Origin of the sequence: Dyadobacter psychrotolerans (genome assembly GCF_004349265.1) — a bacterium.
GTDB lineage: Bacteria > Bacteroidota > Bacteroidia > Cytophagales > Spirosomataceae > Dyadobacter > Dyadobacter psychrotolerans.
The window spans coordinates 103,132-120,000 of the sequence record NZ_SMFL01000010.1; the positions used below are offsets into that span (position 1 = coordinate 103,132).

At 43.0% G+C, this 16,869-nt stretch carries 14 protein-coding genes; 9 read left to right on the forward strand and 5 right to left on the reverse strand.

Going from position 1 to position 16,869, the window contains the following annotated elements; translation table 11 throughout:
* Positions 1 to 100 precede the first annotated feature (100 nt).
* Both E0F88_RS23420 and E0F88_RS23425 read left to right on the forward strand, forming a co-directional pair.
* Positions 101 to 3,475, forward strand: coding sequence for a PKD domain-containing protein (locus E0F88_RS23420; RefSeq protein ID WP_131960717.1), 3,375 nt, complete (start codon positions 101 to 103; stop codon positions 3,473 to 3,475).
* A gap of 3 nt (positions 3,476 to 3,478) precedes the next feature.
* Positions 3,479 to 4,489 carry a PorP/SprF family type IX secretion system membrane protein gene (locus E0F88_RS23425; protein ID WP_131960718.1) on the forward strand — a complete coding sequence of 337 codons (1,011 nt, stop codon included), beginning with the start codon at positions 3,479 to 3,481 and terminating at the stop codon, positions 4,487 to 4,489.
* Between the two features lie 33 nt (positions 4,490 to 4,522).
* Here the strand turns inward: E0F88_RS23425 and tyrS are convergent, their stop codons facing one another.
* Positions 4,523 to 5,824, reverse strand: a complete 1,302-nt coding sequence (gene tyrS / locus E0F88_RS23430; protein WP_131960719.1) for a tyrosine--tRNA ligase — start codon at positions 5,822 to 5,824, stop codon at positions 4,523 to 4,525.
* A gap of 216 nt (positions 5,825 to 6,040) precedes the next feature.
* On the opposite strand from tyrS, the gene E0F88_RS23435 reads away from it, so the two are divergent.
* Positions 6,041 to 6,880, forward strand: a complete 840-nt coding sequence (locus tag E0F88_RS23435) for a BRO-N domain-containing protein (RefSeq protein ID WP_131960720.1) — start codon at positions 6,041 to 6,043, stop codon at positions 6,878 to 6,880.
* A gap of 2 nt (positions 6,881 to 6,882) precedes the next feature.
* On the opposite strand, the gene E0F88_RS23440 is transcribed toward E0F88_RS23435, so the two are convergent.
* The 3 genes from E0F88_RS23440 to E0F88_RS23450 form a co-directional block, all read right to left on the reverse strand.
* Positions 6,883 to 7,494 carry a Uma2 family endonuclease gene (locus tag E0F88_RS23440; protein WP_131960721.1) on the reverse strand — a complete coding sequence of 204 codons (612 nt, stop codon included), beginning with the start codon at positions 7,492 to 7,494 and terminating at the stop codon, positions 6,883 to 6,885.
* 83 nt (positions 7,495 to 7,577) lie between these two features.
* Positions 7,578 to 8,822 (reverse strand): S-adenosylmethionine:tRNA ribosyltransferase-isomerase, encoded by a 1,245-nt coding sequence (locus E0F88_RS23445; protein ID WP_131960722.1) that lies wholly within the window; start codon positions 8,820 to 8,822, stop codon positions 7,578 to 7,580.
* Positions 8,823 to 8,870: 48 nt separating this feature from the next.
* The gene (locus tag E0F88_RS23450; RefSeq protein ID WP_131960723.1) at positions 8,871 to 9,383 is read right to left on the reverse strand and encodes a hypothetical protein; all 513 of its coding nucleotides are present in this window, start codon (positions 9,381 to 9,383) and stop codon (positions 8,871 to 8,873) included.
* A gap of 235 nt (positions 9,384 to 9,618) precedes the next feature.
* On the opposite strand from E0F88_RS23450, the gene E0F88_RS23455 reads away from it, so the two are divergent.
* The 4 genes from E0F88_RS23455 to E0F88_RS23470 all read left to right on the forward strand — a co-directional run bounded on the left by E0F88_RS23455 (position 9,619) and on the right by E0F88_RS23470 (position 13,014).
* A complete protein-coding gene (locus tag E0F88_RS23455; RefSeq protein WP_131960724.1) occupies positions 9,619 to 10,173 on the forward strand; it encodes a cob(I)yrinic acid a,c-diamide adenosyltransferase in 555 nt (184 codons plus the stop codon).
* A gap of 108 nt (positions 10,174 to 10,281) precedes the next feature.
* The gene (locus tag E0F88_RS23460) at positions 10,282 to 11,349 is read left to right on the forward strand and encodes a branched-chain amino acid aminotransferase (protein WP_131960725.1); all 1,068 of its coding nucleotides are present in this window, start codon (positions 10,282 to 10,284) and stop codon (positions 11,347 to 11,349) included.
* A gap of 122 nt (positions 11,350 to 11,471) precedes the next feature.
* The gene (locus E0F88_RS23465; protein ID WP_131960726.1) at positions 11,472 to 11,987 is read left to right on the forward strand and encodes a cupin domain-containing protein; all 516 of its coding nucleotides are present in this window, start codon (positions 11,472 to 11,474) and stop codon (positions 11,985 to 11,987) included.
* A gap of 124 nt (positions 11,988 to 12,111) precedes the next feature.
* The gene (locus E0F88_RS23470) at positions 12,112 to 13,014 is read left to right on the forward strand and encodes a DUF72 domain-containing protein (RefSeq protein WP_131960727.1); all 903 of its coding nucleotides are present in this window, start codon (positions 12,112 to 12,114) and stop codon (positions 13,012 to 13,014) included.
* A 34-nt stretch (positions 13,015 to 13,048) separates the two neighbouring features.
* Here the strand turns inward: E0F88_RS23470 and E0F88_RS23475 are convergent, their stop codons facing one another.
* A complete protein-coding gene (locus E0F88_RS23475) occupies positions 13,049 to 15,193 on the reverse strand; it encodes a hypothetical protein (protein ID WP_131960728.1) in 2,145 nt (714 codons plus the stop codon).
* A gap of 176 nt (positions 15,194 to 15,369) precedes the next feature.
* On the opposite strand from E0F88_RS23475, the gene E0F88_RS23480 reads away from it, so the two are divergent.
* Together E0F88_RS23480 and E0F88_RS23485 are read left to right on the forward strand one after the other, a co-directional pair.
* Positions 15,370 to 15,747 carry a VOC family protein gene (locus tag E0F88_RS23480; RefSeq protein ID WP_131960729.1) on the forward strand — a complete coding sequence of 126 codons (378 nt, stop codon included), beginning with the start codon at positions 15,370 to 15,372 and terminating at the stop codon, positions 15,745 to 15,747.
* 9 nt (positions 15,748 to 15,756) lie between these two features.
* Entirely contained in the window at positions 15,757 to 16,857 is a 1,101-nt protein-coding gene (locus tag E0F88_RS23485; RefSeq protein ID WP_131960730.1) for an AI-2E family transporter, read from the forward strand.
* Positions 16,858 to 16,869 lie beyond the last annotated feature (12 nt).

Genomic DNA, 16,869 nt, shown 5'->3' on the forward strand with positions numbered 1-16,869 from the left:
TGCAAAACAGATGACGAAGATTTTGTTTGACCGAATATGGAATTGTGTTACCTTGGGACACATAAATACCTCCATAAATCAGTGAACCCTAACAAATCTTTTGAAACATTTATACATCTCACTATTTCTATTCCTGTTTAGTGTAATCGCCAAGGCTCAGGAACGGGTAGATATCACCACCTGTGAGGGAACCGGAACCGGTATCGTATGTGTCGCTCCGCGCGATTCGCTCTACAAGCTTTGTGTAAAGGTAACTCCCGGCCCATGTGTAGACAAAAATTACACCATCGACTGGGGTGACGGCAAAATAGAACCAATTGTTCTAAACAGCGCACTTACCCTCACCCATGAGTATGATTTGAGAAACTTTGTCAGAAGTTGCTCAACAGGAGAATACAAGGTTAGTATTTTTGTTGAAAACAAAACCTGCCCAAATGATAACAAAGGTTTTCGCGTAACATTTAATAAAAATCCTCAGGCAAAACCCGCAGTACAGATGGCCTGCGAAGGTTCATCCGTCTCATTCATTAATAACAGCTGCCCCACTTCTTCTGATATCAGGTTTCTTTGGGAATTCAGTGACGGGCAGACCAGTACTGCCACTTACCCCAATGTTTCTTTTACCGATCCTGATAAAACCTACAAAATAAAACTTACCGCCACTTCACAAACCTGCGGAACAAGCACCAACGAAGTTGATTTTAAAATGACCAGACGCCCCGTTCCTCAATTCAAAACTACGGGTGTCAATATACTTGGGCAAGACACCGTCGTCTGTATTTCCGGTGGGGGAATTGTGACGATGGACGGCACTGTTTCAACAGATGAGACCAACTACTATTGGCAGATCTCAGGCGGAAAATATACCTACGAAGATAAGACGCACAGCAGTTCGGGCACAATAAAAGTAAAGTTCGAAGAGGCAAAGGAATACACGATCAGCCTTGTCGCAGGCAATAATTGTGGCTCCTCAAAAGCGTTGGTAAGAAAGATCAAAGTGGTTAATCTTGCAACGTTAACACTGGTACCTCAGGCAGATGTATGCGAGGAAATAAAATATAAAATTGCGTCTCCATTATCAGGAGCAATATACACACTTAACGGAAAAACGGTCGATCCGAATCAGGAAATTACCTTACCGCTTTCATCCAGTCCTTATATCATCAACGCGAGTCTATCCAATGCGTGCGGTAACCAAATATTGTCGGACACCTTCACAGTTTCTGCTCCACAGCCGGTCAAAATTTTGAATTTCCCAAAAGATACAATTATCTGTTTAAGCAATACAGCAATACCCCTTATTGCCAATATCGCCGGAGGAAGCTGGAGTACGCAGGGTGTTGAAACACAAAATGGAAGAAGTTTTTTTGTACCAAAAACCGCAGGGACCTACACACTCACTTATTCCAGAGGAACAGGAAAATGCCTGATGACCGATGCTGTTACCATTAAAGTGGATGGAATTCAGGTCACTACCACCGATCAGACGATCTGCTCAGGAACTCCGTTCACAAAACTTTTGGCAACACCCTCTGGCGGAACCTGGTCGACGTCGAACTGTTTAAATTGTATTAAAGGCGACACACTTTTATCAGGAGGATTAACAGTTACCCAGCTCACGCTAACCTACGAAACCGGAAACCAGAATGGGTGTAAAGCATCGGCAACTTCTAAAATTACGATTGGGCAGCCTAAAGCATTTTTCGACCTTGCAGCTGGCTGCGCGGGAACATTTAAACCCACCAACAATTCTACCGGTGCAGGATCTTATACATGGCTTGTGAACGGAGTCATCGCGTCTTCCCTTGCCAATCCCGAACTTAAACTCACTTCCGGAATCCAAAATATTACACTCGTAGCCAAATCGGGAAATTGTGCTGATACGCTAAGGAAGCAGATAAAGATCACCTCAGCTCCTGCACCAGTTGCCTTCACACCAAGTGAAACGCTGGGCTGTGCACCTTTAAAAACAACTTTTTTGTTAAACGGAGCCGCCGATAACGATGCCACTTATACCTGGTCATTTGGGAATTCAACCTCTTACACAGGAACCCAGCCTCCAGCGCAGACGTTCCAAAATCCGGATAAAATCGACAGGACATACACCGTTACGCTAACATCCGGCAATACCTGCGGGCAGCAGACTTTCAGTAAGGATATCATCGTAAGGCCATTTGTTAGGGCTGAAATTGGCGTTGATTCGACCACGCTGCGCTGCACACCGGCGCAAATGTTATTTTCGAACCGGTCTGTCGGACATGACAAAAATCTATCCAGATGGATCTTCGGGGATGGCACGTCTTTTATTTCAGCAAACGACACTTTGTATCATACCTACACCGCAAAGGACAGTGCCAGAACTTACCAGGTGAAGCTGGAAATTTCAAGTGCCTGCGGACTCGATACCGCGGAAATTTCAATCCGTGTATATCCTACCTCCGTTAAAGCACTTTATACGATTTCCAAATCCATTGTTTGTCCCGGAGAGTCGGTTCAGTTTACAGATGCGACCGTTCCAAAACCGAACCGGTGGCTTTGGAAATTTGGTGACGGAACTATTTCCACTCTTGAAAACCCAACCCATGTGTTTGCCAAATCACAAAGCGAATTCAAAGTAACGCTTCTGGCTTATACCTCCTGCGGCTACGATTCTACTCAATTGACTGTCAAAACCACGGCAGCGCCATCAGGAACTTTTGATGACGTTCCTATTGCCTGCCAGGGATCTGCTGTACAATTTAACAACAAGTCAGACTTTCAACTTGGTTTCATCTGGGATTTTGGTGATGGTTCGCCGCTTGACTCAGCCAACCATTCGCCTCTGCACATTTATGACAGATCAGGAAACTTTACCGCCTCCCTGTTCCTCTACCGGGGTGTACAGTCATGTAAAATTTTAGCAAAAAAAGCCGTCGTATCTGTCGTTTCATCGCCCGTTGCAGACTTTGGCTTTCGAACTGACTCCTTATTCTGTGCGCCCGGCCCGGTCAGCCTGATCAACCGTTCTGAAAATGCCGATGCTTACCAATGGACTTTCAGCGACGGAAGAACCACCGACGCAGCAAGCCCTTCTCTACCTTTTGATGAAGGCTTGTACCACGTTAAGCTTATTGCGACCAAAGGCGGAGTTTGTAAGGATTCAGTAGAACGAATGGCAGCATTTGTTGTACGCAGGTGTGAGGTAAACATCCCGGAAGCTTTTACACCTAACGGAGACGGAATTGGAGACCGGTACACAATTTTTGGAAGCGGAATACTTAAAATTAACGCGCTCCGGATCCGTAACCGCTGGGGAGAGATGGTTTTTGAGGCAAAAAATATTCCTTCCGGAAGCCAGCAACCAGGAGAATCATGGGACGGCACTTTCGGAGGAAAACCGATGCCGGCAGATATGTACATTTACGAGGCCGAAATCCTGTATGCCGACAACCGCATATCGGAAAAATTGAGAGGAAACATTTATCTGGTGCGGTAGTCTATGAAAAAAACATTATTAATACTCATTTTTTTATTTTCTGGGGGCACAGGAATTCTGGCCCAGTCTCCGCAGTTTTCGCAATTCTACTCAAATCCGATTTATACAAATCCTGCTTTTGCCGGAGACGCGGGAACGCCACGGTTCATTGCCAACTATCGTAATCAATGGGCGTCTGTTGGCACTCCTTTCCAGACAGCGGCATTCTCGTTTGATACCTACGCCGAAGACGCAGGCATCGGTTTTGGGATGCAGGCACTGCATGATCAGCGTGGTTCTGCACTAAAAAGTGATCAGCTGTCCGCTCAGGTTTCAAAACTGGTATTTTTAGACGGACAGAAAGAATATCGGTTGATAGGAGGATTACAGGGAGCATGGACTTCCAACCGCTGGAATGGAGATGATCTTTCTTATGTTTCCCAGTTTCTGGGCAGCAGCGATCCCATGGCAGCCGTTGGTATTACTACCAACCGGGTTACCGCCTCTGCAGGAGTTCTTCTTGAATATGTTCCCAAGTCGGACTATGACGCTACCTACTGGATTTCCAGTGCATGGCATAACATCGGTGTTAATGAAGACATCAGCATTGAACATCAGAACGTAAATTTTCAGGTTGGAACCAAGATACCCATTGAAATTCCGTCCTTTTTCGGCAACAACCTGGGAAGAGACCTTGAACGGGAAAGCGCAGTGACGCTGGCCATGCAAGTAAGAAAACAAGGAACCAGCCGGCAACTGGACGCCGGATTTAACATCATCACTTCACCGCTTTTATTTGGCGTTTGGTATCGCGGAATGATTTTCGGTCCGACGCGCCGGGATGCGCTGATTGGAACCGTTGGCTGGGCGATGGGAAATGTAATGCTGCAAACTAGTTACGATTTACCTGTTTCTTCCCTTGGACAGGACACAGGTTCTTTCGAAGTTTCTGTTTGGTACGGCATTGATGCGCTTTTTCGGTTTACAGGCAAAGGCAGCCACGACAGGCGATCGAGAAAGTGCCTGAGGTACTAACCCCCAGAACAAATTTGCCCGGGGGTTTTAATTTCAATTCACTCGTATCAAATGATTTTTCTTCCCCTTCGATATCAGCACAAAGCGATTTTGCAGTAAATTAAAATCTGCCAGAGACTGTTCGGCCGAAGTAACTTTTTCTTTATTGACACTAACTGCGTTTTGCTGGATGGCACGGCGCGCTTCGCTTTTTGAAACATACACTTCTGCCCTGGTTGCGGTAGAAATCAGATCAGTAATGTTTGTACAGCTCTCCCACTCTTCACGGGAAATATCTGTTTGCGGCACTCCATCGAAAATCGTATCAAATTCATCCAGTGCAATACTTTGCAAAGTTTCCAGTGTGGCTTTACCAAAAAGAACTTCTGTTGCTTTCAAAACCAGCTGGTAAGCTTTTTCAGAATGAACACGAACGGTAAGCTCTTCGGCAAGCGCTTTTTGTAAAATTCTCAGATGCGGCGCTTCGGCATGCTGTGCTTCCAGTGCTTCAATTTCTTCCTTATTACGGAATGAATAAACTCTCAGATAGCGGGGACAATCTTCGTCGCTCTGGCCAAGCCAAAACTGATAAAATGTATATGGTGATGTTTTCTCAGGATCCAGCCAGATATTTCCGCCTTCGCTTTTACCAAATTTAGATCCGTCGGATTTTGTCAAAAGCGGTGTGGTCAAAGCATAAGCCTTGAAGTATCCCTCCTCATCTCCTTCTTTTCTACGGATAATTTCAGTTCCTGTAGTAATATTGCCCCATTGGTCCGAACCGCCCATCTGGAGACGGATATTTTTATGTTTGTATAAATGGTAAAAATCATAACCCTGTAAAAGCTGGTAGGAAAATTCTGTAAAAGATATTCCGGTTTCCAGACGTTTTTTTACCGAATCTTTGGACATCATATAATTGACGCTCAGAAACTTGCCAGCCTCGCGAAGAAACTGCAGAAAACCCATGTCTTTGAACCAGTCATAATTATTGACCATTTCAGCCGAATTTTCGCCGCAGTCAAAATCAAGAAATTGTTCCAGCTGTTTACGGATACCTTCCTGATTGAAACGCAAAGTATCTTCATCTAAAAATGAGCGCTCAGAAGCTTTAAAAGACGGATCACCGATCATTCCGGTTGCGCCCCCAACCAGTGCGAAAGGCTTGTGCCCGGCGCGCTGAAAATGAACCAGAAGCATGATCGTTGCCAGATTGCCGATGTGCAGAGAAGAAGCTGTCGGATCAAAACCGATATAGCCGGCCGTCATTTCTTTTTTTAGCTGCTCATCTGTTCCCGGCATCATGTCATGCAACATTCCACGCCAGCGCAATTCTTCAATAAAATCAGTCTTCATTATTTCCTTTTACTAAATGTTTATCCCCACAGGTCTCACCTGCAAAATTGAACCGCAAAGGTAAAGGTTATGATTCTTAAAACCGAGATGAGATAAACTTAAAGGTGAATATGCCGTAAAGGCTTAGAGCTTATTGATGTATGATTGTTCATTTCTAATTGTTTGAATATATTTAACCCAGATATAATCTTCATCAACAACTTAATATCCACAAAAATGAGCAACATCAAATTGTTTGAAAGCAAACAGGTTAGAACACATTGGGACGCGAAAGATGAAAAATGGTATTTTGCAATCGCAGACGTCATATTCGTACTAACGGATAGCCCAAACCCGCAGGTTTATTGGCGGGTAATGAAAAAAAGATTAAAAGATGAGGGAAATGAAAGCGTTACAAATTGTAACGCTTTGAAAATGGTTGCGGCTGACGGCAAAATGCGCATGACCGATGTCGCTGATACAGAGCAACTTCTAAGAATAATCCAATCCATCCCCTCTCCAAAAGCAGAACCTTTCAAACAATGGCTTGCAAAGGTGGGGTATGAACGCATGCAGGAAATAGCCGATCCTGAACAAAGTCTGGACAGGGCAAGGGAAAACTGGCAAAAGCTGGGGCGAAGTGAGAAATGGATACAGCAGCGCATGACCGGGCGGGAAACGCGTAATAAATTAACTGACTATTGGAAAGAAAGCGGTATTGAGAAAAAGGACGAATTTGCTTTTTTGACAAATATCATTCACCAGGAGTGGACCGGACTAACTGTTAAAAAACACAAGGATCTCAAAGAACTTAAATCACAAAACCTAAGAGATCACATGTCTGAAGCGGAACTGATATTCACTGCACTGGCAGAGCTGTCGACCCGACAAATAGCAGAATCAGAGGAAGCAACAGGTTTGCAGGAAAATGCAGATGCAAGTAAAAAAGGAGGTTCTGTTGCTAAAAATGCCAGAAAAGAACTTGAAAGTCAGACCGGTAAAAGCGTAGTTACAGGCGAGAATTTTTTACCACCGGCTCAAAAGATGAAAATAATAAAGTCCGGTGGTGAAGAATAATTTTAAGATAAAGCACCATTAGCCGGCATTCCCTTTTCCTCCACAAACACAATTCCATCATAAATTGCAGAAACAGGCATTGTAAAACCAAGAAGATCGAAAGTTATAAACGATTCCATCGATTCGAATGACTGGTATGTCCAGATTCCTTCCTGAGCAGTACGGGTGTAAAGCTCAACATAACATTCATACTGAGAAAACAGCATGTAGTAGTTAAGAGAAGGAATTTCTTTGTATCGTCTTAGCTTAAATTCCCGGTCGTATGTAGCCGAAGATTTGGATAAAACCTCTACTAAAATGCCCGGATGCCGTACAATATATGTTCCGGAGATATCGTCCGGCGCACAGGTAACGACTACATCCGGATACGGATAATAGAAATTAGCTATTGCTTCAACCTTTACGTTTTCTGCAAAAACCCTGCATCCTTTCGGTCTGAAAATTTCTTTAAACAATGTTCGTACATTTCCCACAATGTCGTTATGGTTCATTGTAGTGCCAGCCATAGCGAAAATCTCTCCGTCATAATATTCGTGACGGATTTCACTCTTCTCTTCCATTTCCAGATATTCTTCCAAAGAATATTTTTGTTCGGCTATTTGTGCTAGTTCCATGTGATGATCTACATAAATGCATGACAAATTACACTAAAAACCGATTATTTACAAAAGACTATATATCTGATATTTGGGTGAATTTATGCAGGCGGGTTATCTTTATTCCACAATAAAGAAGAATCTCCGTAACTAAGAAAGCGATAATCCTTGTTCAGAGCTTCATCATAAATGCTAGTCCAATCCTCACCGACCAATGCAGCAACAAGTAAAATCAATGTGGAACCCGGCTGATGATAATTGGTGATAAGTCCTTTACATAACCTGAATTTATAGCCCGGAAAAATAAAGATCTCAGTTTCCCCAACAATGTGATCCAGTTTTTCCTTGTCCATAAATTTTGCAATGGCAAGAAGCGATTGTTCAGCTGATGGTAAATCTGTTTCTTCAAACGGATACGGATATAATTTTTCTATTTGAAATTCAGTCGTTTCGGAGCGGAATAATTTCACTCCAAACCAATACAGACTTTCGAGCGAACGGAGAGAAGTGGTTCCTACCGGAACAATTGTTTTTACACTTCGAAGCAAATTTTCAATCAGTTGCCGGGTAAAAACGACCTGCTCTGAATGCATCCGGTGTTCGGTAACTGAACTGACTTTTATCGGCTGAAAGGTTCCGGCACCCACATGTAGTGTAAGAAAGGCAGTATTAATACCTTTATTTTTGAGCTGCCTGAAAACATTTTCCGTAAAATGAAGACCGGCAGTAGGTGCAGCGACGGCTCCGTCCTGATCTGCATATACGGTTTGATAAGTCGTCTTATCTGTTTCTTCTGTATTGCGGTTTAAATAAGGTGGTAACGGAATTTCACCCAGTGCTTTTACAATATCAAGAAACACAGCTTCCGAATTCCATGATAACCTGATGTGGTTTTTGTCGTAGTCAACATATTCTACCGACAATTTTACCGCCTCACCTCCGAGTTCAATATTGGTTGTTAAAATATCCGATTTTTTCCAGCGCTTTTTATTTCCGATCATACATTCCCATACGCAGGTATGCTGCACCAGCATAGCATCGTTGATAACCTGCGTTGGCTGTTCAGGATGTAAAAGCAGTATTTCAATGGTCGCACCGGTTTGCTTTTGAAAGTATGCTCTCGCCGGAATAACTCTTGTATTGTTAAAAACGAGAAGCGTGTCAGCTGGCAGATTTTCAGTCAGGTCTTTGAAACGTTTGTGTACAATTCCACCATCCTTGTAAACCAGAAGTTTGGAGCTGTCGCGCGGATCTAGCGGATAACGGGCGATCCGTTCATCGGGCAGGTCATAAAAATAGCTTTCCAGACGAATCGACTCCGCCTGTTCTAACCAGTTATTTTTCATGTGAGAAATAAGTAGCAGGAAGATTTACCTGATTTGCAAAAAACTATCTTACAATTTATCCTCAGGAACGGGCGTCCAGAGCAAACGCAAAGGCATGATAAACACAATGATCATCAGCGTCATACCGACATAGTATATCCATGAAAAATCAAAGACATCCATTTTATACTGGGTACTGTTGATTGTCGCCAATGCAAAAAGACTAAACCCGATAATCGTGTTGATCACTGCTACCAGGCAGTAAAGCCAGTTCGTCAGGTGTTCGTTTAAAGCTGCCCGGTGCTGCGCCCAGATCTCACGTTTTAAAATAGGCAGATGCATGGCATCCATATTTGGAATTTGTTTTGCAAGTCCTGCGATAATCACATTATTTACTAAAAACAAACCCATTACAATATAAAAGACATTTTCCTTTCCTACATATTTTTCGGCAAGGCCCGTCTCCGAAAAATCCACTGCAACCATTTCCGGAAATAAGGAGTAGGTCCAAACCAAGGCTCCGATTACCAGAAAAACAGATAACCAGCGCCATATCTTAATAACAAATGTTCCAACTTTCATGAATAAACAACCCTCGCAGGTTTTCTTTTTTTCGCCATAGTAAATTTGGCTGCAAAATTAGGTCGGGGAGTTTCTAAAACCTAATTGACAAATCACGAATATTGGATTAATTGCAGCAGAACATGTTAAACGACTTGTTGCCATTTCCAAAGAAGTCGTTTAACCTTGATATATTCGCCTTGTTTATCATTACTCGCAAAAACGTAGTTTTTAATTTTTTTGAAATAATCATCAAATGAAAATATATACAAAAACAGGGGACAAAGGAACGACCTCACTCATTGGCGGAACGCGTCTTAGCAAAGCCCACAGACGTATTGAGGCATACGGAACAGTTGACGAACTTAATAGTTACATTGGTTTGCTGGGTGACCAGGCTGTTAATCAAAACCGAAAGATTTTATTAAAAGAAGTTCAGGACAGGCTTTTTACCATAGGATCACACCTTGCTTCTGAACCCGAAAAATCAAAAAGAATATTACCGGATCTGGAAGCGGAGGATATTCTTTTACTGGAAAAAGAAATGGATTTAATTGATAATCAGGTAACTGCGCTGCGTGCATTTGTACTCCCCGGTGGCCATCCCTCAGTATCATTCGGACATGTAGCCAGAACGGTATGCCGCCGTGCCGAACGCGCGGTTATTCATTTACAGCAGCAGGAAGAGGTGGAGGATATCGTTGTCCGTTATCTCAACCGGCTGTCAGATTATCTTTTTATGCTTTGCAGAATTATGACTGTTGAACTGGGAATTGAAGAAGTTGTATGGAAGCCCAGAGTAGGCAAATAATTAATTGTTACACTAAATACTCTAAGATTGTTAATATAATTTCTTTAAATTGCAAGACAATTTAAAGAAGTAAAGAGTCTATAACATTCAGCAAAAATTTCAGGCATTATGACAGCCGATACGTTGCAAATAGAGATACAGCAAACACAAAAATCACGTTTGCAGGAGGTTGATTTTAACAACCTGGTTTTCGGAAGAAACATTTCCGACCACATGTTTATTGCAGAATACCGTGACGGCCAATGGCAGGATACGCGTATTGTCCCTTACGGAGATCTCTCACTAAGCCCTGCTACGGCAGCACTTCACTATGGTCAGGCTATATTTGAAGGTATGAAGGCTTATAAAAATGCAGAAGGTGAAGTACTTCTTTTCCGCGCAGTGGATAACTGGAAAAGGATGAACAAATCTGCTGAGCGCCTTTGTATGCCAACAATTCCTGAAGAAATCTTTATGGGTGGCCTTACAGAACTGCTTCGCCTGGATTCGGGATGGGTGCCTTCGCAGGATGGCTGCTCGCTTTATATCCGTCCGTATATGTTTGCCACTGATCCATATATCGGTGTAAAACCATCTGACAGTTACTATTTTATTATTTTCACCAGCCCGGTTGGCACCTATTACGCCAAACCTCCGCGTGTGAAAGTGGAAACACAATATATCCGTGCGGCAGAAGGCGGCGTGGGCGGAACAAAATGTGCAGGAAACTATGCTGGTTCTCTGTATCCTGCTAAACTTGCTCAGGAAGAAGGTTATGATCAGCTGATCTGGACGGATGCCCGTGAACATGCTTACATCGAGGAATCAGGTACGATGAATATCATGTTTATTCTAAACGGAAAACTGGTTACTCCTTATGTGTCGGAAACAACACTTGACGGCGTAACCCGTAAAAGTATCGTAGCCATTGCACATCACTGGGGTATTCCGGTAGAGGAAAGAAGAATTAGTGTGAAGGAAATCATAGATGCTTTAAAAGACGGAAGTCTTGAAGCAGCATTTGGTGCAGGAACTGCAGTTGTTATTTCTCCATTTGCGACAATCGCTTACGAAGGCGTGGATTATCCGCTTCCGGAAGTAAAGGAAGATTCTTTCGTTGCAAAAGTTAAAAACTACCTTACCGACCTGCGTACCGGCAAAGTTGAGGATGTTTTTGGCTGGACGCTTAAAGTTTAACAGACGCAAACGACAGTAAAGTTGCTCAAATAATAAATTTAACAGAGATGCCCTGAATTTTCGGGGCATCTTTTTGCTTTTTATCCTAATTTTGAAAATCAACCCGGTTTAACCCTTTTAGCATGATACAATCATTTAGCGCAACAGCCGATAAGGATGTCGTTTTTGAAAAAGTAGGACAATTTATCAAAGAACAGGGCTTTACTGTCGTAAGTAAAGATCACTCCCGCCCGTGGGGTGGATTTTTTGTTTTGGAAGAAACAGAAGCACCAAAGTTCATTTCAACATTCTTCCCTCACCTGTCACTTGAAGATTTTGCAGGCTACGAAAAATTAAGCCCAAAAATCCTGGTTGTGGCTCCTAACAAACGTCTGTCGTGGCAATATCACCACCGCCGTGCCGAAATATGGAAGGTAGTAGGCGGAAATGCAGGTATTGTAATCAGTGATACGGACGAAGAGACAGAATTGCGTCAACTTCCAATCGGCACGGTAATTGACCTTAAAAAAGGAGAACGTCACCGCCTTGTAGGTGTTGATGAATGGGGAATTGTAGCCGAAATCTGGCAGCATACCGATCCTTCGAACCCATCTGATGAAGATGATATCGTTCGTGTTCAGGATGATTTTGGACGGTAGTATTTCAACACGGAGTTAACGAAGTTAAGCACAGAGTTCGCGAAGCTTTACTTTTTACTCGGTGGAACTCTGTGTTAAACTCATAATAACTCTGTGTTAAATTTATCTTAAATAATAACTAGCCATGAAATTCGGAAAAGTTGACAATCCGTCGGAGATAGATTTTACATTACCGAAAGACCACCAGGACACAAAAAAAGTTTTGGGTTCTAAGGGAAAACCCAATATTTACATTGGCTGCGCGAAATGGAATAAGGCCGACCTGAAAAGTTTTTACCCAAAAGGGACAAAAGATGAACTTGCTTATTATGCGACGCAGTTCAACAGCATTGAATTAAATGCTACTTTTTATAACAACTTTCCCATTGAGACTATCGAAGGATGGTATAACAAAACACCAGCTGAATTCCGTTTTTTTCCAAAATTACACCAGGGAATCAGTCATTGGAAAAGACTAAAAGATGCCAAACAGCCAACAGATCTGTATCTGGATGGCATTGCGCATTTACAGGAAAAACTGGGCATGCTCTTTCTCCAGATGCCGGATAACTTTGGCCCAAAAAACTGGGAAACGCTCAGAGACTACCTGGAAGAATGGCCATCAGGTTTTCCGCTGGCGCTTGAACTTCGGCATACGGGCTGGTACGACGGTACCTGGAACAGTGATGACCTTTACGCGTTACTGGAAAGAAAAAATATTTCTCATATCATCACAGACTCAGCAGGAAGGCGCGATTTGCTGCACATGAGGCTTACCACGCCTACTGCTTTTGTACGTTATAACGGCGCAAATGTAGATTCAGATTATACACGGCTGGATGACTGGCTCGAGCGCCTGAAAGAATGGTCGGAAGCAGGAATACAGAATATCTATTTCTTCGTACATCAAAACCATGAAGAAGCTTCTCCTCTTTTATCAGCGCATTTGATCAAACGAATGAACGATGAACTTGGAACAACGATAAAAATTCCGGTTAACCCAGTAAAACCTGGCGCAGATCAGCCGGATCTGTTTGCAAAAAAATAACAAGTCCGGCGCGAACCTCATGTTCGCGCCATTTTTATTTCCCAATATTTCTGTCACCCTGCCCTAACAATCCATGGTAATAAGCCATATAATAGGGCAGCAGAAAAAACGTACCTTCATGTTCGTCGTGTCCGTCTCCCTCAGAGGCTAGTAAGGCAAAGCCATCACGATCCTGACGAACATGCCCACGCTCGTCTACCGGTAATGCGTAACCATCCACACGCCAGCCCACATTTTCATTTTGTAACGGCGATGAGTCAAACACAACATCCAGCCGATGCGTATTATCCATCGTGTAGCCAATAAGATCAAGCGGTATTTTATGCAGATTTTCCAGAATGTAAGCCGGATTGTTGCTGCCTTTGTATAAACTCTTCACGACTTTTGGTGCGTAAAGCCTGTTTTCGGGAAAGAGATTTTTGTTTTCGAACATCTTCTTGTCGGCCAGCTCGGTAAAGCGATTAGCCAGCGATCCATAAATTGCGTCCCAAAAAGCATTCTTCTGTTTGCTGATATGCTGCCAGGCGCTTTCCAGCGATTGACGATACATAAGCAGCAACGCAGGATCGGTTTCATATTTAATCAATCCATACATGCTCATCAGACAAAGATTGTTATCCCAGGGCACTACGTTTTCGGGAGGGAAAAACTCTTTTGGATGCAATGCATAGATATGGTAATTGTATTTGTCACGAAGGATTTTAGCTTCCCTGTCATATTTTGGATCACCGGTTACGTGTTTTGCTACATTCAGGAAAGACAGCATAATCATTGAATTTAACCCGCGCTGGTCGTAGCCGTAAACCGAAGCAAAGTATTCAGGAGAAAAATCGCCCCAACGCGTAACCTTTCCATCATGATCTACCAGCTTGTAGCCATGACGAACAAGATGATCGGTAATGTCGCCAACCACTTCTCGAACCGCTTGTTTCTCATCTTCTGTTTTAGCTACCAGATCATAGTAAATTCCGTAGAAAAAGAAGTGGCCCGCAAGTTCATCCGAGCTTGTATCGCATTTCCACAAATATTTACCATCCTTACTTTTTGGAAAACGCGGATAAATATTTTTCCACATCGGATCTGTTTTCTGATGTTTTAAATTCGCCTCCACACTATATATTTCGTTTATGGGTTCATGCCAGTCGGCAGGAATAATGACCCGTGCAGGAAATCCTTTTTCATGTGTAATATCAACCAGCCACTTGCAGGCTTTGAAGCTTCGGTCAGCCAGCATTTTTGCTTCCGGATCGCCGGTGGCAGCATAGCGAAATGCCTGCGCCGCACCATACATGGCTGTATACATGCCATCATTATCGGAAATCGCGACTTCTGACGAATCCACATTAAATTGTTCTTTCAGATGACTTTGTGCAATAAAACCCATCCGGTTGTGGCGTTCTTCCACCTGTTTTGTGAAAAACTTTGCTTTCTCTTCCAATGACATCGTTACAGGAGAAATCTGGCTGATACCCATATCCGTTGCGATCCATGCCGTTCCGTCTTTCTGGATTGCAATATCATTCACCTGATCCGATGGCAACCACCGGCGGCTTGCTCTGTATTTGAAATAATCATTATCTACCTCAATTGCTCCCTTTTGCGTTCCAAACCAAACAATTCCGTTAGGTCCGGCCGCAGCGCAGGTAAACTTATTAAAAGGCAAACCATCCTTTCCGGTAAATAACTTCCAGGTTTCGCCGTCGAGATATCCCACACCCTCCTCTGCACCAAACCAAAGCCGGCCCTTAGAATCCGTGACAAGAGCGGAAACAATTTTTAACGACCAGTTATATTTTTCATTTTCAGGAAAAATTCTTTCCGGTTTTTTACCATTTTTATAGATATAAAGACCTTTATCACAGCCTATTGCAAAACCACCTTTAAACGGAACCAAAGCTAATATCTTTGCTCCGGGAATGACGGGAAGTTTTGAAACACCTTCCGCCTTTAAACCTGAAGCAAATAAATTCCACTTTCCATTTTCAAACTGAAAATATTGTTTCGATTGTCTTGCCACAGGTTTATTGTTTACCATCGAAAGAAGATCAATTGGTCCTGAGGGCAATCCGTCTTTGAAGGAGTGTATTTTTACAACTTCCTGTATGAATATCTGATCACCAACAGTTTGCGCTGGTAAACAGAATGGGAATAATAACAGCCAATAAAGGAAAAACTTCATTTTAAGCAGGGATTAGATTTAAATGGCCGTTTGGCAGACAGGATTAATACTTGTTTTGCAAACAAAGAGGCTATAAAAGCTAAAAAATGAAGGAGTTTATGTTTCTTGCTTAATAAATGGAAATGGCCAGTTCCAGACCTGCCGGAAGATATTCTAAAACCAAACCTTGAAACAAAATGAGCAGTATTTTAGGACTTCGAACTACAATTTACAAAGTACCCGACGTAACCCTGGCTAAGGAATGGTACGCCAAAGCTTTTGAAACACCTCCTTACTTTGATGAACCTTTTTATGTCGGTTTTAACATCGGAGGTTATGAACTCGGGTTGATCCCTGATGTCTCACCGGAACCCAAATCCGGAAATGTAGTTACTTACTGGGGGGTGAAAGACATTCACACGGAATTTCGCAGGTTTATTGAATTAGGAGCAAAATCCAATGAAATACCAGAAAACGTGGGCGGCGAAATTATGACTGCTACGGTTAAAGATCCCTGGGATAACGTAATTGGAATTATTTACAACCCGGAATTTGTGCCGGAGAACCAGCTTTAAATCTCTTTGATGGAACCTACCTCTGCCAAACCATTTTATCACCAGCTTTCACACTCGCTGATTGCCATTGCCCTGATAACGCTTGCCATTTATCTTGGACAGGATATTTTGGTTCCGCTTGCGATGGCCGTACTTCTCGCGGTTTTGCTTCGGCCAGTGGAAGGATGGCTGACGCGCCATGGTGTGCCCAAGGTCCTTTCCATAAGCATAGCTGTAACTGCTGCCGTATTGCTTCTTGCAGGTTTAACAATCCTGCTGTCCATGCAGCTTTCTGATTTTTCTGATGAATGGCCTAAACTGAAACGTAACATCAACGACTCTTACAGAGACATAAGACGCTGGATAAGAAGAGAATACAGCGTAAGCTATCGTCAGCAGGATCAGTACATCAAAAAGGCACAGACCCAGACACTGGAAAACTTTCAGAGCGCAGAAACGATAGGCGTTGTTACCGGACCACTTGGATCTTTGATATTAATCCCCATTTATGTTTTTCTGTTTTTGTACTACCGTGCAATGCTTTTGCATTTTATGATCGTATTGTTTGCAGAAAAATACAAAGCGCAGGTGATGGAAATTGTAGGTGAAATCAAAAGTATCATCCAAAGCTACATGGTCGGATTGCTGCTGGAAACAGGCGCTGTTGCAATTCTAAACTCTGTTGGTTTATTAATTTTAAATGTTCAGTACGCAATTCTGCTTGGTGTGATGGCCGCAATCCTAAACCTAGTTCCATACATAGGCGGGCTGGTAGCAACCGCCCTGGCGGTGATGGTTACCTTCATCAATCATCCGGACGGATACACGCTGGCAGGTGTCGTGGGTGTATTTCTGACGGTTCAGTTTATTGATAATAATTTACTTGTACCTCTGGTTGTTGGCTCGAAGGTTAGGATCAACGCGCTGGTATCTATTGTAGGCGTTTTAATCGGCGGTGCACTGGCAGGAATTTCGGGAATGTTTCTATCTATTCCTGCGATCGCCATGATGAAGGTTGTTTTTGACCGTGTCGATGGCCTGAAACCCTGGGGAATATTACTTGGAGACCAGACACCTGAACAGGCTAACAATAATTTGTTCAGGATGGTGAAGAAGAAAAGTAAGGAATAGCAAAAAAATTAG

Coding starts and splice junctions, on each gene's coding strand:
- E0F88_RS23450 (WP_131960723.1), bottom strand. CDS start 9,383: ATGAAAGTTGGAACATTTGTTATTAAGATATGGCGCTGGTTATCTGTT.
- E0F88_RS23425 (WP_131960718.1), top strand. CDS start 3,479: ATGAAAAAAACATTATTAATACTCATTTTTTTATTTTCTGGGGGCACA.
- E0F88_RS23435 (WP_131960720.1), top strand. CDS start 6,041: ATGAGCAACATCAAATTGTTTGAAAGCAAACAGGTTAGAACACATTGG.
- E0F88_RS23440 (WP_131960721.1), bottom strand. CDS start 7,494: ATGGAACTAGCACAAATAGCCGAACAAAAATATTCTTTGGAAGAATAT.
- E0F88_RS23445 (WP_131960722.1), bottom strand. CDS start 8,822: ATGAAAAATAACTGGTTAGAACAGGCGGAGTCGATTCGTCTGGAAAGC.
- E0F88_RS23485 (WP_131960730.1), top strand. CDS start 15,757: ATGGAACCTACCTCTGCCAAACCATTTTATCACCAGCTTTCACACTCG.
- E0F88_RS23460 (WP_131960725.1), top strand. CDS start 10,282: ATGACAGCCGATACGTTGCAAATAGAGATACAGCAAACACAAAAATCA.
- E0F88_RS23465 (WP_131960726.1), top strand. CDS start 11,472: ATGATACAATCATTTAGCGCAACAGCCGATAAGGATGTCGTTTTTGAA.
- E0F88_RS23480 (WP_131960729.1), top strand. CDS start 15,370: ATGAGCAGTATTTTAGGACTTCGAACTACAATTTACAAAGTACCCGAC.
- E0F88_RS23475 (WP_131960728.1), bottom strand. CDS start 15,193: ATGAAGTTTTTCCTTTATTGGCTGTTATTATTCCCATTCTGTTTACCA.
- E0F88_RS23455 (WP_131960724.1), top strand. CDS start 9,619: ATGAAAATATATACAAAAACAGGGGACAAAGGAACGACCTCACTCATT.
- E0F88_RS23470 (WP_131960727.1), top strand. CDS start 12,112: ATGAAATTCGGAAAAGTTGACAATCCGTCGGAGATAGATTTTACATTA.
- tyrS (WP_131960719.1), bottom strand. CDS start 5,824: ATGAAGACTGATTTTATTGAAGAATTGCGCTGGCGTGGAATGTTGCAT.